The 13,623-nt window shown below is 72.8% G+C and carries 14 protein-coding genes and 1 riboswitch; of the genes, 1 reads left to right on the top strand and 13 read right to left on the bottom strand.

Features of this window, described 5'->3' with window-relative positions:
* Positions 1-121: 121 nt before the first annotated feature.
* The 6 genes from ESD82_RS11535 to cbiE are packed head-to-tail and all read right to left on the bottom strand — an operon-like array spanning position 122 to position 4,748.
* The gene (locus ESD82_RS11535; protein WP_147428227.1) at positions 122-442 is read right to left on the bottom strand and encodes a thioredoxin domain-containing protein; all 321 of its coding nucleotides are present in this window, start codon (positions 440-442) and stop codon (positions 122-124) included.
* Positions 427-1,176 (bottom strand): precorrin-6A synthase (deacetylating), encoded by a 750-nt coding sequence (cobF, locus tag ESD82_RS11540; RefSeq protein WP_024843064.1) that lies wholly within the window; start codon positions 1,174-1,176, stop codon positions 427-429. The genes ESD82_RS11535 and cobF overlap by 16 nt, the downstream gene beginning before the upstream one ends.
* Entirely contained in the window at positions 1,173-2,462 is a 1,290-nt protein-coding gene (locus tag ESD82_RS11545; RefSeq protein ID WP_024843063.1) for a cobyrinate a,c-diamide synthase, read from the bottom strand. Before ESD82_RS11545 ends, cobF begins: the two co-directional genes overlap by 4 nt.
* Positions 2,459-3,232 (bottom strand): precorrin-4 C(11)-methyltransferase, encoded by a 774-nt coding sequence (gene cobM, locus ESD82_RS11550; RefSeq protein WP_024843062.1) that lies wholly within the window; start codon positions 3,230-3,232, stop codon positions 2,459-2,461. Before cobM ends, ESD82_RS11545 begins: the two co-directional genes overlap by 4 nt.
* Complete coding sequence (locus ESD82_RS11555; protein WP_024843061.1) at positions 3,229-3,579, bottom strand: cobalamin biosynthesis protein; 351 nt, start codon at positions 3,577-3,579, stop codon at positions 3,229-3,231. The genes cobM and ESD82_RS11555 overlap by 4 nt, the downstream gene beginning before the upstream one ends.
* On the bottom strand, positions 3,576-4,748 hold the full coding sequence (gene cbiE, locus ESD82_RS11560) for a precorrin-6y C5,15-methyltransferase (decarboxylating) subunit CbiE (protein WP_024843060.1): 1,173 nt from the start codon (positions 4,746-4,748) through the stop codon (positions 3,576-3,578). The genes ESD82_RS11555 and cbiE overlap by 4 nt, the downstream gene beginning before the upstream one ends.
* 1 nt (position 4,749) lies before the next feature.
* On the opposite strand from cbiE, the gene ESD82_RS11565 reads away from it, so the two are divergent.
* Positions 4,750-5,484, top strand: coding sequence for a cobalt-precorrin-6A reductase (locus tag ESD82_RS11565; protein ID WP_028709888.1), 735 nt, complete (start codon positions 4,750-4,752; stop codon positions 5,482-5,484).
* On the opposite strand, the gene cobJ is transcribed toward ESD82_RS11565, so the two are convergent.
* From cobJ to ESD82_RS11600, 7 genes are read right to left on the bottom strand one after another with little or no spacing between them, the layout of a single operon-like run.
* The gene (cobJ, locus tag ESD82_RS11570; RefSeq protein ID WP_024843058.1) at positions 5,460-6,188 is read right to left on the bottom strand and encodes a precorrin-3B C(17)-methyltransferase; all 729 of its coding nucleotides are present in this window, start codon (positions 6,186-6,188) and stop codon (positions 5,460-5,462) included. The two genes, ESD82_RS11565 and cobJ, sit on opposite strands and share 25 nt — an antisense overlap.
* Positions 6,185-6,946 carry a precorrin-2 C(20)-methyltransferase gene (locus ESD82_RS11575; protein ID WP_024843057.1) on the bottom strand — a complete coding sequence of 254 codons (762 nt, stop codon included), beginning with the start codon at positions 6,944-6,946 and terminating at the stop codon, positions 6,185-6,187. Before ESD82_RS11575 ends, cobJ begins: the two co-directional genes overlap by 4 nt.
* A gap of 2 nt (positions 6,947-6,948) precedes the next feature.
* The gene (locus tag ESD82_RS11580; protein WP_028709889.1) at positions 6,949-7,578 is read right to left on the bottom strand and encodes a precorrin-8X methylmutase; all 630 of its coding nucleotides are present in this window, start codon (positions 7,576-7,578) and stop codon (positions 6,949-6,951) included.
* A 54-nt stretch (positions 7,579-7,632) separates the two neighbouring features.
* Positions 7,633-8,796 (bottom strand): precorrin-3B synthase, encoded by a 1,164-nt coding sequence (locus tag ESD82_RS11585; protein ID WP_024843055.1) that lies wholly within the window; start codon positions 8,794-8,796, stop codon positions 7,633-7,635.
* Positions 8,793-11,945 carry a cobaltochelatase subunit CobN gene (cobN, locus tag ESD82_RS11590; protein ID WP_147428225.1) on the bottom strand — a complete coding sequence of 1,051 codons (3,153 nt, stop codon included), beginning with the start codon at positions 11,943-11,945 and terminating at the stop codon, positions 8,793-8,795. The genes ESD82_RS11585 and cobN overlap by 4 nt, the downstream gene beginning before the upstream one ends.
* A gap of 3 nt (positions 11,946-11,948) precedes the next feature.
* A complete protein-coding gene (gene cobW, locus ESD82_RS11595) occupies positions 11,949-12,983 on the bottom strand; it encodes a cobalamin biosynthesis protein CobW (protein ID WP_024843053.1) in 1,035 nt (344 codons plus the stop codon).
* A gap of 3 nt (positions 12,984-12,986) precedes the next feature.
* Positions 12,987-13,340, bottom strand: coding sequence for a DUF1636 family protein (locus tag ESD82_RS11600; protein ID WP_024843052.1), 354 nt, complete (start codon positions 13,338-13,340; stop codon positions 12,987-12,989).
* A 76-nt stretch (positions 13,341-13,416) separates the two neighbouring features.
* A riboswitch (cobalamin riboswitch) is annotated at positions 13,417-13,617 on the bottom strand.
* Positions 13,618-13,623: the final 6 nt, after the last annotated feature.

The following is a 13,623-nucleotide window of genomic DNA, read 5'->3' on the forward strand; positions in this document are numbered from 1 at the left end:
TGGGTGCAATCTGAACTGGACGGGGCAGTATCCCGTTACCCCGCGCCGCACGGGGTGCTTCATGAGCGACCGCCGTCCATGCCGCGTCTCCTCCCTCCGCGTGGGCATGGGCGGCGGCTTTTCAGCCTGCCGGGATGCGCAGCTTCAGGCAAAGGCGCAGCTGGCCGCAGGGCCGGGCGTCCGTGATCCAGCCATCCGCCGCCGCCAGATAGGCGCGGATCGTGGCCGCGATGTCGCCGGCATCCGCGGGGCGCAGGCCGTGGAACAGATAGGCGCCGCGCCCCGGCGCCTGCAGGGCCATCAGCACCGGCCGGGCGTCGCGGGCGTGCAGGGCGGCGCGGCGCAGGGCGATGTCCGGGCCAAGCCTGCGCAGCGTGTCGGCCAGGGCATCGGCCAGCGCGTCGGCCTCGGGGCCCGGCGGCAGGGTCAGCGTGACCGGCATCGGTCCAGCAGATAGATGTCCATGATCCAGCCATGCTCGGCCCGTGCCCGCGCGCGGGTCTCCAGGATGCGCCCGGCGACCTCGGGCAGCGGTCCGCGGATCAGGATCTGCTCGCGCATGCCCAGGAAGGCACCCCACCAGATATGCAGCCCCTGGGCGTCCAGGTTTTGGAACGAGCATTCGCCGTCCAGCATGACCACCAGCCGGTCCACCGTCTCGGGCCAGCCATGGTCGCGGATCTGCCGGCCGGTGGTGATCAGCACCGGCGCCGCTACCGCGTTCAGCGGTATGGCATGGGCGGCGCAAAGCGCCTGGATGGCGGTGATGCCGGGGATCACCCGCAGGTTCAGCGGCAGGCGCCGCGCCACCCGTTCCGCGATGCGCAGCGTGCTGTCGTAAAGCGAGGGGTCGCCCCAGACCAGCAGCGCCGGGCGGATGGCGCCATGGGCGCGGATCACCTGTTCCCAGCGGGCGGCGATGGCGTCGTGCCAGGCCTCGACGCCCTGGCGGTAGCCGTCCGAGACGTCGCGCGTGGGCATGTCGAACACCGCCAGCGGCGGCGGGCTGGCCAGAACCTGCCGGCAAAGCGCGCGGCGCAGCTCGGCCAGGTCGGCCTTGTCCCCGCCCTTCGAGGGGATCAGGATCAGGTCGGCATCGGCCATGGCGGCGATGGCCTCGCGCGTCAGGTGGCCGGGGCTGCCGGTGCCGATGCCGATCAGCGCAAGCTCGATCATGGCGCCGCTCCGATCAGGTGGAAGAAGCTGCCGGTGGCCTGGCCGCGGCACGAGCCGGTCTCGGGTACCGCATCGCCATTGGCGTCGGTGACGCAGGCCAGCGGTTCGTCGGGCTGGGCCAGGATGGTGGCATAGTGGAACTCGTGCCCGGCCAGCGGCTGGCGATAAAGCCCGGTCAGGGGCTCGGCCCGGCGATAGCCCAGGTGCATCCGGCGCTGCGCGTAGCTGGTCTCCAGCCCCAGCAGCCCGGCCATCTGATGCCGTGTGCCCTGGGCATCGACCAGCCCGGCGCCCATGGCCATGTAGCCGCCGCATTCGCCATGCACCGGCCGCGTTTCCGCAAAGCGCCGCAGCCCGTCGTGGAAGCGGCCGGCCGCGGCCAGCCGGCCCGCATGCAGTTCGGGATAGCCGCCGGGCAGCCAGCAGGCCCCGGCGCTGTTGTCCGGCGCCTGATCGGCCAGCGGCGAAAACGGCAGGAGCGTGGCCCCCGCCGCCCGCCAGCCGGCAATGAGATGCGGATAGACGAAGGAAAAGGCGTCATCCTGCGCCAGCGCGATGCGCTCGGCCGGCGGCGGCAGCGGGCGAAAGGGTTCCGCCGCGATCCCGCCCGCGGCGGCAGCGACGATGGCGTCAAGGTCCAGGTGCCGCGCCGCCGCCTCGCCCGCCGCCGTCAGCAGCGCCTCCAGCGCGGCGTGCTCCTGTGCCTGGACCAGGCCCAGGTGCCGCTCGGGCAGTTCGATCCCGGCCTCGCGCGGCAGCACGCCCAGCACCGGGATCGAAAGCTGGTCCAGCGCGTGCCGCATCAAGGCTTCGTGGCGGGGCGAGGCGACGCGGTTCAGCACCACCCCTGCCAGATGCACGTCGCGGCGCATCTCGCGGAATCCCAGCGCCACGGCACCGGCGGATTGCGCCTGGCCCTTGCAATCCATGACCAGCAGCACCGGCCAGCCGGTCAGCGCGGCGATATCGGCGCTGGCGCCGTTGCCGCAGCCGCCGGCGCGCGCCACGCCGTCGAACAGCCCCATCGAGCCCTCGGCCAGCGCGATATCGGCGTCCGCGGCCGTGCCGATCAGATGCGCGATCTGCGCCCGGTCCATGGCCCAGCTGTCGAGGTTATGGGATTCGCGTCCCGCCGCGGCGCGGTGAAAGGCGGGGTCGATATAGTCCGGCCCGCTCTTGAAGGGCTGCACCACCAGACCGCGCGCCCGCAAGGCCGCGATCAGCCCCAGCGTGACCGTGGTCTTGCCGCTGCCCGAGGCGGGGGCGCTGATGACCAGCCCCTTCATTCGGGAAACCGCGGTGCGGTGCCCACGGGGCGGAAGCGGCGGTCGTAATCGCCGGCATAGAGGCGGCTTTCGTCGAAGCCCTCGGCCGCCAGTGCTGGGCCGACCAGGATCAGCGCCGTGCGCTCGCCTGCGCCGATGCCGGGGTCCAGCGTGGCCAGCGTGGCGCGGATGATGCGCTGGTCGGGCCAGCTGGCGCGGAACACCACCGCGACCGGGCAATCCTCGCCGTAATGCGGCACCAGCTCCGCCTGCACGCGGTCCAGCACATGCACCGACAGGTGGATGGCCAGCGTGGCGCCGGTGGCGGCGAAATTGGCCAAGGTCTCGCCCTCGGGCATCGAGGAGGCGCGGCCCGAGGTCCGGGTCAGCACCACCGATTGCGCGATGCCCGGCAGGGTCAGCTCCGCCCCCAGCGCCGCGGCGGCGGCGGCAAAGGACGGCACGCCCGGCGTCACGTCATAGGGGATGCCGAGGTGGCGCAGCCGCCGCAACTGCTCGCCCATGGCCGACCAGACCGACAGGTCGCCCGAATGCAGCCGCGCCACGTCCTGGCCGGCCTGATGCGCGGCGGCGATCTCGGCGATGATCTGGTCGAGGTCCATCGGCGCGGTGTTCACGATCCGCGCGCCGGGCGGGCAATGGCTCAGCAGCGCCTGGGGCACCAGCGAACCGGCATAAAGGCAGACCGGCGAGGCGGCGATCAGGTCGCGGCCGCGCAGGGTGATCAGGTCGGCCGCACCGGGGCCGGCGCCGATGAAATGGACGGTCATGCGGGGTCTCCTTCTGCGATGGCGGCGGTGGCCATGCCGTCTTGCGAGATGACGCGCGGCGCGGTGATGCGCGCGCCGGGGCCGAGGGCGGCCAAGGCGGCGGCCTCGGCCAGCGAGCCGGTGCCGTGGCGCGCCAGGATGCGCGGCGATCGGGTGGGGGTGGCGATGCCGGCGACCTCGACGGCGATCAGCGGCAGGCCGGTCCGGGCGGCCAGCGCCCGCATCACCGGCGCATCCGCCTTGGCCGGGCTGGTCGCCAGCGCATCCGCCGAACCGGCGCGGGCCAGCGCGTCGGCCAGCGAGGCGAGGCTTGCCGCCCGGCGAAAGCCGATGCCCGCGACCCTCATGGCCAGCTCCATTGCGTGACGCTGCGCGCCGGGGTCCAGCCGCGCATCCGGCCCAGCGGCGCGGCCTCCTCCAGCGCGATGCGGGTCAGGCTGCCGCCGCGCGCGGCGTGGAGCGCGATCAGCAGCGCCTCGGTCTCCAGCGTCACCGCGTTCACCGCCAGCCGGGCCGGGGGCAGGGCGTCGATCAGCGTGGCCGAAGCGCCGCCGCCGATGAAGATTGCGTCGGGCGGCGGCAGGCCGGCCAGCGCCTCGGGTGCGGTGCCATGGATGGCGCGCATCCGGCCGGCCAGCCCGAACGCCTCGATATTCGCGGCGATATTGGCGATGCGGTCGGCGCGGGGCTCGATGGTCACGGCATGGCCGCCGTTCAGGCACCATTCGACGCTGACCGAGCCCGAGCCGCCGCCGATGTCCCACAGCATCTCGCTCCCCCGCGGCCCCAGCGCCGCCAGCGTCATCGCCCGGATGGCGCGGCGGGTGATCTGGCCGTCATGGGCGAAGCTGTCGTCGGGCAGGCCGAAGCCGCGCGGCAGGCCCGCGCCCGGTGGCAGGTCCGCGCCATCCAGCGCCACCGCCACCGGGGCTGCGCAGCCCAGCGCGAAGCCCTGTGCCCGCGCGGCGCGGATGCGCTCGCGCGGGCCGCCAAGCGCCTCCAGCACCACCATGCGGGTCGCGCCCAGTCCCTGCGCCACCAGCCACTCCGCCAGGGCGGCCGGGGCGCCGCCGTCGCGCAAGAGGCAGATCGCCCGCGCGCCGCGCGCCATCACCGGGCGCAGCCGGGCAAGGGGCGCGGCATGCAGGCCCAGGCAGGCGATCTCCTCCAGCCGCCAGCCCAGCCTTGCGGCGGCCAGCGAAAACGTGCCGGGCGCGGGAAAGGCCCGCCATTCGCCCGCTTGCAGAACGGCGGCGATGCTGCCGCCGGCGCCGTGCCAGAACGGATCGCCCGAGACCAGCGCCGCCACCGCCCGCCCGCGCAGGGCCAGCAGCGGCTCCAGGCCGAAGGGCACCGGCCATTCCCGGCCCCGCGGCCCCGCGATGCCCGCTAGTTCCAGGTGCCGGGGAGCGCCGAAGACGATTTCCGCCCGATCCAGCGCATCGCGGCTTGCAGGCGGTAGACCGGCCGGTCCATCTTCGCCGATACCGATGATGGAAAGCCAGGGATCAGGCATGATGCGCATCCTTTTGCTGGGCGGCACCACCGAGGCGGGGGCCATGGCCCATGCGCTGGCCGAGGCCGGGATGGACGCGGTCTATTCCTATGCCGGCCGCACCAGGAAGCCGGTGGTGCAGCCCTTGCCCACGCGCATCGGCGGCTTCGGCGGCCCCGAAGGGCTGGCCGACTACCTGCGGGCCGAGCGAATCAGCCATGTCATCGACGCCACCCACCCCTTTGCCGAGGGCATGAGCCGCAATGCCGTCGCCGCCTGCTGCGCCACCGGCACGGCGCTGATCGCGCTGGAGCGGCCGCCATGGGCCGCAGAGCCGGGCGATCGCTGGACCCGCGTCGCCGATTACCAGGCGGCTGCCCGCGCGCTGCCGGGCGACGGTTCTGCGGTGTTCCTGGCCATCGGCCGGCAGAACCTGCAACCTTTCGTGGGGCTGAACCATGTCTGGATGCTGCGTTTCGCCGAGGTGGCGGCGCATCCCCTGCGCGATGCCACGCTGATCGTCTCGCGCGGGCCCTTCACCGTCGCGGGCGACATGGCGCTGATGCGGCGCCACGCCATCGCCCATGTCGTCGCCAAGAATGCCGGGGGCCAGGCAGCCCAGGCCAAGCTGGCTGCCGCACGCGCGCTGGGCCTGCCGGTGGTGATGATCGACCGGCCCGTGCTGCCACTGCGCCGCGTCGTCGCCACGCCGGCCGAGGTCATGGCTTGGCTTCATGGCGCGGATCGCGGGGTATAGACCCATTTGCCCACCCGCCGCGTGGCGCTGTTGCCCAGGATGATGACGCTGCGCATGTCGGCCATCTCGGGCCGCGCATCGGCCAGGGTGACGGTGCGGATCGCCTCGTCCGGGGTCGAGACGGCGCGGGCGAAGGAGATCAGCCGGTCGGGGCCGCAGCATTCGCGCAGGATCTGCAGGGCGCGGGCGAAACCCTCGGGCCGGGATTTCGAGCGCGGGTTGTAGAAGGCCATGGCGAAATCCGCCTCGGCCGCCAGGCGCAGGCGCTTTTCGATCAGCGGCCAGGGTTTCAGATTGTCCGACAGGTTGATGGCGCAGAAATCATGCCCCAGCGGCGCGCCGATCCGGGCGGCGGCGGCCAGCATGGCGGTGATGCCGGGCAGGATGCGGATATCGGGGGCCTCGCCACGCCCCTCCAGCGCCTCGAACAGCGCCGAGGCCATGGCGAAGACCCCCGGATCGCCCGAGGAGACCACCACGACCCGCTTGCCGTCCGCCGCCAGGTCCAGCGCGAGGCGGGCGCGGTCCAGCTCGACCCGGTTGTCCGAGGGGTGCAGCGCCAGCCCGTCGCGCGGGGCGACGCGGGCGACATAGGGGATGTAGCCCACGACATCGGTGGCCTCGGCCAGCGCCGCCCGGACCTCGGGCGTGACCAGCGCATCCGCGCCCGGCCCGAGGCCAGCCACCGCGACCCAGCCCGTCATTCGGCGGCATCCGCGGCGGAATCGGACAGCGGCCGGCGGCCGTTGCCATGCACCAGCACGGTGGCGAAATAGGGGCAGGCCTCCAGGTCGGCCTGCGCCAGGGGGGTCACGCGCTGGCTGGGCATGGTGCCGCGCTCGACCAGCCAGGCGTCGGCCATGCGCCCGGCCGAGGCCAGCGCGCGGGCGATCTTGGGCAGGTTGCGGCCGGTCTTCATCACCACCACCGCGTCGGCGGCGCGCATGTGGCGGGCCAGCTCGGCCTCGGGCAGGGTGCCCATCAGCACGGTCATGGCGTCGTCGCCCCAGGTCATCGGCTGGCCGATGGCGTTCCAGCAGCCGGTCATGCCGGGAATGCCGGGGATGATCTCGACCGGGACGATGCCTTGCAGCCGCGCGTGCAGATGCATGAACGAGCCGTAGAACAGCGGGTCGCCCTCGCACAGCACCACCACGTCGCTGTCGGTGGCCAGCCGCGCCAGCCGCGCGGTCCAGTCGTCGTAGAAGGCCGAGAGCAGGCGATTGTATTCCGGGCTGTCGAAGGGGATCTCGGTCGTGACCGGATATTCCATCGCATGTTCGATCACGTCCTGGGCCAGCAGTTCGGCCACGATGCGGCGGGCCTGGCCGGCGCGGCCCTTCTTGCGGAAATAGGCGATCTGCCGCGCGCCGCGGATGGCCCGGTCGGCGCGGACCGAGATCAGGTCGGGATCGCCGGGGCCGAGCCCGGCGCAGATGATCTTTCCGGTTTGGGGGCCCATGGTCATTCCTTCCGGCTGGCCAGCGCGTTGACGGCGGCGACGGTGATGGCCGAGCCGCCCAGCCGCCCGCGCACCACCAGCGCCGGTGCGGGCAGGTCGTCGATCAGCGCCGCCTTGGATTCCGCCGCGCCGACAAAGCCCACCGGGCAGCCGATGATCGCGGCCGGGCGCGGGCAGGCCGGGTCGCGGAGCATGTTGAGCAGGTGGAACAGAGCCGTCGGCGCATTGCCGATGGCGACCACGGCGCCATCCAGGTCGTCGCGCCACAGCTCCAGCGCCGCGGCGCTGCGGGTATTGCCCATCTGCGCCGCAAGGTCCGGCACGCGCGGGTCGTTCAGCGTGCAGATGACCCGGTTCGCGGCGGGCAGGCGGGCGCGGGTGATGCCCTCGCTGACCATGCGCGCATCGCAGAGGATCGGCGCGCCGTCCTCCAGCGCCTGACGCGCCGCCGCGGCCATGCCGGCCGAGAAGACCACGTCGCGTTCCAGCCCCACCAGCCCGGCGGCATGGATCATGCGCACCACCACCGGCTCTTCCTCGGCGGAGAAGCGGGCGAGGTCGGCCTCGGCGCGGATGGTGGCGAATGACTGCGCGTAGATCCGGGCGCCGTCGGTTTCGTATTGGTGCAGCATCGGGGTTCCCTGGGATTTTCGCGGCTATCTCATGCAAGCGGGCATTGGGCAAGGTCAGAGCGGGATGCGGTCGGGCGCCAGCCCGCCTTGCGCGGCGGGATCGCGGGTACCGCCGCCCCGGATCAGGTCGAAGCGGTCGGGCGCGGTGGCGACCAGCGTGATCGCGGCCGGCCCCCGATGCGCGCAGCCCTTGGCGCAGCCGCTGACATGCAGGCTTTGGCCGGGTTCGAGCCGCGGGGCGAGGCTGCGGGCCAGGGCGCGGACATCGGCCAGCGCCTGCGGGCAGCCGGGCGCGCCGGTGCAGGCATGGATGCGCAGCAGCGGATCGTCGGGGTCGAGGATGGCGCCCCGGATCCGCGGGCGGGTGGCGCCCTCGATCAGGAGCGCGCGCCAGGGGGTCAGCCGCAGCGGGCCGATGGCGGCGGCGGCGGCCAGCTGCCGGGGCGTGACCTGGCCGAAGGCGAAGCCCAGCAGCCAGCCGTTCGGTGCCGGGCCGGGGCCGGGCGGATGGGCGCCGGCGGTTCCGGTGGCGCTGTCGCAGGGGTATTTGGAAAACGGAAAGGATGCCAGCGGGGTCGCGCCATGGGGCAGGGCGGGGCTGCGGCGCAGGTGGCCGCGCATCCGTCCGCGGCCGTCCTGAACGCCGCCTTGCATGAACCAATGCGCCAGGGCGATGGCGCGGGTGGCGGCCTGGGCGGTGTTATCGGCCTTGAGCGCCCAATCGCCGCCGTCCGGCACGATCAGCCATCCCGGACCCTGCGGGCGCAGCCTGATGTCCGCGGGCGTGTCGGTCAGCACCGGCGGGTCGGCATCGACGGCAAAGCCGAACTTGCCGGGCACCTGCGGCGCATCGGGCGCGGTCATCGCCTGGGCGATGGCCTCGGCCAGTTGCCAGGCCGGGCCGCCCACCGGGGCGAAGGGCGACAGGATCACGTTGCGCCGCGCTTCGGATTCCGGGTCGTCGTCGATCAGGCCGATGCCGGCCAGGGCGGCGACGGTCGCGGCATGGCCGGAAGGGTCCAGTCCGCGCAATTGCAGGTTGGCGCGGCTGGTCAGGTCCATCAGCCCGTTGCCGTGCCGCGCCGATAGTGCCGCGATCAGCCGTGCCTGGCCCGGTTCCAGCCGACCGTTCCGTGCCCGGATGCGCAGGACCAGCCCGTCGCCCGATTGCATCGGCCGCAGGGCGCCGGGGCACCAGCCCTTGACCGTGAAGCTCATGGCGCCAGCTCCGCCAGCACCGAGTTGCGGCGGCTGACCCAGAGGCCCGATTCGAGCAGCCGCGCAAACAGCGCGCGCATGGCGGCGAGCGCGGCGGGGTTTTCGCGTTCCATGAAGGCCACGACCTCGGGCCGGCCCAGCGTCGCGTCGTGATAGAGGTCGAAGAGATGGCTGGGCACCACGCCGGCCAGATTGGCGAAGGCGGCCATGTGATCGAGCGTCGCCGCGATCTCGGCCGCGCCGCGAAAGCCGTGCCGCATCATGCCGTCGGCCCAGGCCGGGTTGGCGGCGCGGGCGCGGGTGACGCGGGCGATTTCCTCGGTCAGGGTCCGGGCGCGGGGCTGGCCGGGGCGGGTGGCGTCGAGGTGGTAGAGCGCGGGCGCCGGTGCGCCGATCCGGGCCATGGCGGCGGCGAAGCCCGCCTCATGCGCGGCATAGTCGCCGGCCAGAAGCAGGTCGGATTCCGGCAGATCCTGCGCGTGGACGAAGGCATCGGCCTGGGCCAGGCGGTCGCGGATCGCCTGCGGCTGGTGGGTGATCCGGCCATCGGCGCCGATGGCGTGGGAGGCGGCGGCCAGCCATGCCTCGCCCGCCGCCTGCCGGGCCTGATCGGTGAAGCTTTCGGCCAGGTTGGCGAGGCCGAGGCCGTAGAGCCCCGGTTTCGGGCCGAAGACGCGGGGGGCGCGGCTGCAGTAGGGATTGTCCGCCGGGGCTTCGTCGCGGGTGGAGAGCGCCTCGGCCCCGATCTCGAAAAGCTGCGCGAGGCCGGGGAAGATGTCGCGGAACAGGCCCGAGACCCGCAGCGTCACGTCGATGCGCGGCCGGCCGAGTTCGGCCAGCGGCAGGATCTCGATGCCCGCGACCCGCCCCGAGGCGCCGTCCCAGCGCGGGCTGAGGCCGGCGAGATGCAGCGCCATGGCAAATTCCTCGCCCGCCGTGCGCATGGTGGCGCTGCCCCACAGGTCGACGACCAGCCCCTTGGGCCAGTCGCCATGGTCCTGCAGGTGGCGGCGCAGCAGCTCCTCGGCCAGCTTCACCCCTTGCGCATGGGCATTGCGCGAGGGCACGGCGCGCGGATCGACGGCGAAGAGGTTGCGCCCGGTCGGCAGCACGTCCAGCCGTCCCCGCGCCGGCGAGCCGGAGGGGCCGGGCGCCACGCGATGGCCCGAGAGCGCCCGGGCCAGCCCCTCGGTTTCGCCAGGGGCGGTGCCATAGATGTGCAGCCCGTCGCCGAACCGGCTGTCCTTGAGATCGCAGAGGAAGCGGTCGATCAGCGGGATCGCCTCGGCGGCCGCGGCATCGGGAGGCAGGCCCAGGTCGGATTCCACCCCTGCCGCGCGGGCCTCGTCGCGGATGGCCGCGATCAGCCGGTCGCGGCGGCGCGGGTCCAGCCCGTCGGCGGTGGAATATTCGTCCAGCAGCCGCTCCAGATGCGCCAGGTTCTCGGAGATGGCGGAGTCGACCAGCGGCGGCGGCATATGGCCCAGCGTCACCGCGGACAGCCGGCGCTTGGCCTGCGCGGCCTCGCCCGGATCGTTGACGATGAAGGGATAGACCACGGGCAGGTCGGCCAGCAGCGCCTCGGGCCAGCATTCATCGGACAGCGCCACGGATTTCCCCGGCAGCCATTCCAGCGTGCCATGCGCGCCCATGTGGATCAGCACCTCCGCCTGCGTCCGCAACCAGAGGTAGAAGGCAACGTAGTCGTGGCGCGGGGTGCGCGTCAGGTCGTGGTAATCGTCGGCGCGGGTCTTCACCTCGCCGCGCTCGGGCTGCAGGGCGATCAGGTCTGCGCCGTGGCGGAGGGCGGCGAAACGGAAGCCCTGGGCCGGCGGCTCGCCCCATGCCGCCTGCAGGTCGTCCTGCAGGCGTCGGGGCAGGCGGGCCAGCGCCTGCCGGTAGTCCGAAAGCGGCCAATGGATGCGCTCGGCCATCAGCCGGTGGCCGAGGTCGTCATGCGGGATGCCAAGGATCGTGCCGCATGATGCCAGCGCGTCTAACCCCACGGCATGGGCAAGCTGATGCGCCTTGCCGGGATAGGTGGAGAGCACCACCGCCCGGCGTGTCGCCTGCCGCAGCCGGTGCCAGGCCGTGACCCGCGCCACCGCAGCCTCGATGCGGTCCGTGTCCGGGGCGTGGATCACGCGGGCGAATTGCAGGTCGGGGTCGCGCTCTTGCGGTTGCTTGAAGCTGATCGCGCCCAGGAAGATGCGGCCATCGACCTCGGGCAGCACGACATGCATGGCCAGATCGGCGGCGGACAGGCCGCGCTCCTCGGCTGCCCAGAGCGCGCGGGGGGCGGTGGACAGCGCCACCTGGAAGACCGGGCAATCCGCACCGTCGAAGGGCGTGGCGCCGGCATCGTCGCGGGCGGAAAAGGCGGTCAGGTTCACCACCGCGATAAGGCCGGGCAGGTGCGGCGCCAGCCACTCGGCAAAGCCCGGCGCCTTGAGCGAGGGCGCAAAGACCCCGGTCGCCGCCAGCCCCGCCGCGCGCAGGGCGCGGATCATCGCATCCACCGGCGCAAGGTCGGCGGCGGTCAGGTAGCTGCGATAGAAGCTGACCAGCAGGCCGGGCTCGGGGCGGTCGATCACGCCGCGGTCGGGGTCGTAGAAGCCGAAATCCGGGATCGCGGCCTCGCCACGGACCGGGGCGGCGGGCAGTCCTGCCGCCTGCGCCAGTTCCGCCAGTGCCATCTGCGCCGCGACCGCGCCGCCCTGGTCGCAGAGCGCCGAAAGCCGGCGCAGCAGCGGCACCGGCAGGGTCGAGAAACGGTCCAGCGTGGGATCAGGGCGCCCGTCCGCCGGCAGGAAGGCCAGCGCGATGCCGCAGCGATGGGCGAGGTCTTGAAGGCTGGCCACGCCATAGGGCCAATAGGGCTCGCCGCCGATCAGCCGGACCAGCACGGCGCGGGCGCCCGAAAGCGTCGCCTCGACATATTGATCGACCGAGACCGGGTGCCGCAGCGCCGCGAGGTTGCACAGCCGCAGCGTGGGCAGGCCGCCGGCCGCCCGGTGCCAGCCCGCCGCGAAAGCGCCGAGGTCGCTGTCGGAATAGGACAGCACCACCAGGTCGGCGGGGCTTTGGCCGGGGTCGGTCGGGACCTCGGTTTCCTCAAGCCCACGGCTTTCGCGGAAGACGACGTGCATGGCTTACGCGGCCAGGACCGCCCGGATCGCGGCCTCGTCGATATCGTCATGCTCGGCGATGACGACAAGGCGCGAGGCGCGGGGCCCGTCGCCCCAGGGCCGGTCGTATTGGTGCCGCACCCGTTCGCCCACGGCCTGGACCAGCAGGCGCATGGGCTTGCCGGCGACGGCGACATGGCCCTTGACGCGCAGGATGTTCTGCTCGCGCGCCAGCCGCTCGATGCGGGTGGCAAGCTCGCCGGGGTCGGCGATCTCGGCCAGCTCGATCACCACCGAGTCGAAATCGTCATGTTCGTGGTCGTCGGCGCCGTCGTGATGGCTGGGGCGGGCGGCAAGGTCGTCCTCGGCCGCCGCGCCCAGCCCAAGGATCACCCGCGGGTCGATCACCCCATCGGTCAACGGCAGGATCGGCAGCTTGCGCGGCGCCTCGGCCTCGATCACCGCGCGGGCGGCGGCCAGCCCGTCCTCGCCGGCCAGGTCGGCCTTGGACAGCAGCACGATGTCGGCGCAGGCGATCTGGTCCTCGAACACCTCGGACAGGGGCGTTTCGTGGTCGAGGCTGTCGTCGGCGGCGCGCTGCGCCTCGACGGCGGCCTCGTCCGGGGCGAAGCGGCCGGCAGCGACGGCTTCGGCATCGGCCAGCGCGATCACCCCGTCCACGGTGATGCGCGAGCGGATGGCGGGCCAGTCGAAGGCTTTCAGCAAGGGCTTGGGCAGGGCAAGGCCCGAGGTCTCGATCAGGATGTGGTCGGGTTTCACCGGCATCGCCATCAGCCGCTCCAGCGTCGGGATGAAATCGTCGGCCACCGTGCAGCAGATGCAGCCGTTCGACAGCTCCATGATGTTCTCGGCCGGGCAGTTCTCGTCGGCGCAGGATTTCAGGATCTCGCCGTCGACGCCCATGGTGCCGAATTCGTTGACCAGCACCGCCAGCCGCTTGCCCTGCGGGTTCAGCATCAGGTGGCGGATCAGCGTGGTCTTGCCGGCGCCGAGAAAGCCGGTGATGACGGTCACGGGGGTCTTGGTCAGGTCGCTCATTTCTTATCCGATCGGGGGAATGCGCGCGAGGCTGCGCTTGCGGAAAATCGTGACACGCTCGCGCCAGGGCACGATGCCGTCGGGGGCCTGGGCATAGGCGGCGGCGCCTAGCAGGATCTCGGGGGCGTCCTCGGCCGACATGCGGCCATAGACATAGGTCCAGCGGCCCGGCGCCGACAGCGCGATGGCGGCGCCGCTGGCGCAGGCGGACAGGCATTCGACCGGGACGATGCGCACGCCATCCGGTGCGCCTTCGGCTGCCAGCGCGTCATGCAGCCGCGCGCCGGGCACCGGCTCGCCCTCAAGCACCGGCTGGCCGGCGCGGCAGGTGATGCAGACATGCAGCGTGACTGTCATGCGCCCTTCATCCCTCAAGGCGGCACGAGGCAGGGGACCAGCGCCCAAGCCCCAGCGGGAACACCCCGTCCGCCGGTCAATCCTTCGCGCGCTGGCAGGTCTCCCGGCTTGCGGATTCGGGCTTTGGCCCACGGCCGCCCCGCCTTCCCGGCTTTCGCCAGTGGCCATGGGGCGACCTTTCCGGTCACGGTCGCGGGGGCGGCTGCTTCCAGGCGGTTGCCTGTCGCATTCCCTCTTCGCCTGTCGTAGGACAGGAACCAGCGCCCCCTGTCTGTGCGCGCCC

The organism is Paracoccus pantotrophus, assembly GCF_008824185.1.
GTDB lineage: Bacteria > Pseudomonadota > Alphaproteobacteria > Rhodobacterales > Rhodobacteraceae > Paracoccus > Paracoccus pantotrophus.

What these genes read in the sequence shown, in the direction of transcription:
- ESD82_RS11535 (WP_147428227.1), bottom strand. Translation starts at nt 442, where the DNA reads ATGCCGGTCACGCTGACCCTGCCGCCGGGCCCCGAGGCCGACGCGCTG.
- cobF (WP_024843064.1), bottom strand. Translation starts at nt 1,176, where the DNA reads ATGATCGAGCTTGCGCTGATCGGCATCGGCACCGGCAGCCCCGGCCAC.
- ESD82_RS11545 (WP_024843063.1), bottom strand. Translation starts at nt 2,462, where the DNA reads ATGAAGGGGCTGGTCATCAGCGCCCCCGCCTCGGGCAGCGGCAAGACC.
- cobM (WP_024843062.1), bottom strand. Translation starts at nt 3,232, where the DNA reads ATGACCGTCCATTTCATCGGCGCCGGCCCCGGTGCGGCCGACCTGATC.
- ESD82_RS11555 (WP_024843061.1), bottom strand. Translation starts at nt 3,579, where the DNA reads ATGAGGGTCGCGGGCATCGGCTTTCGCCGGGCGGCAAGCCTCGCCTCG.
- cbiE (WP_024843060.1), bottom strand. Translation starts at nt 4,748, where the DNA reads ATGCCTGATCCCTGGCTTTCCATCATCGGTATCGGCGAAGATGGACCG.
- ESD82_RS11565 (WP_028709888.1), top strand. Translation starts at nt 4,750, where the DNA reads ATGCGCATCCTTTTGCTGGGCGGCACCACCGAGGCGGGGGCCATGGCC.
- cobJ (WP_024843058.1), bottom strand. Translation starts at nt 6,188, where the DNA reads ATGACGGGCTGGGTCGCGGTGGCTGGCCTCGGGCCGGGCGCGGATGCG.
- ESD82_RS11575 (WP_024843057.1), bottom strand. Translation starts at nt 6,946, where the DNA reads ATGGGCCCCCAAACCGGAAAGATCATCTGCGCCGGGCTCGGCCCCGGC.
- ESD82_RS11580 (WP_028709889.1), bottom strand. Translation starts at nt 7,578, where the DNA reads ATGCTGCACCAATACGAAACCGACGGCGCCCGGATCTACGCGCAGTCA.
- ESD82_RS11585 (WP_024843055.1), bottom strand. Translation starts at nt 8,796, where the DNA reads ATGAGCTTCACGGTCAAGGGCTGGTGCCCCGGCGCCCTGCGGCCGATG.
- cobN (WP_147428225.1), bottom strand. Translation starts at nt 11,945, where the DNA reads ATGCACGTCGTCTTCCGCGAAAGCCGTGGGCTTGAGGAAACCGAGGTC.
- cobW (WP_024843053.1), bottom strand. Translation starts at nt 12,983, where the DNA reads ATGAGCGACCTGACCAAGACCCCCGTGACCGTCATCACCGGCTTTCTC.
- ESD82_RS11600 (WP_024843052.1), bottom strand. Translation starts at nt 13,340, where the DNA reads ATGACAGTCACGCTGCATGTCTGCATCACCTGCCGCGCCGGCCAGCCG.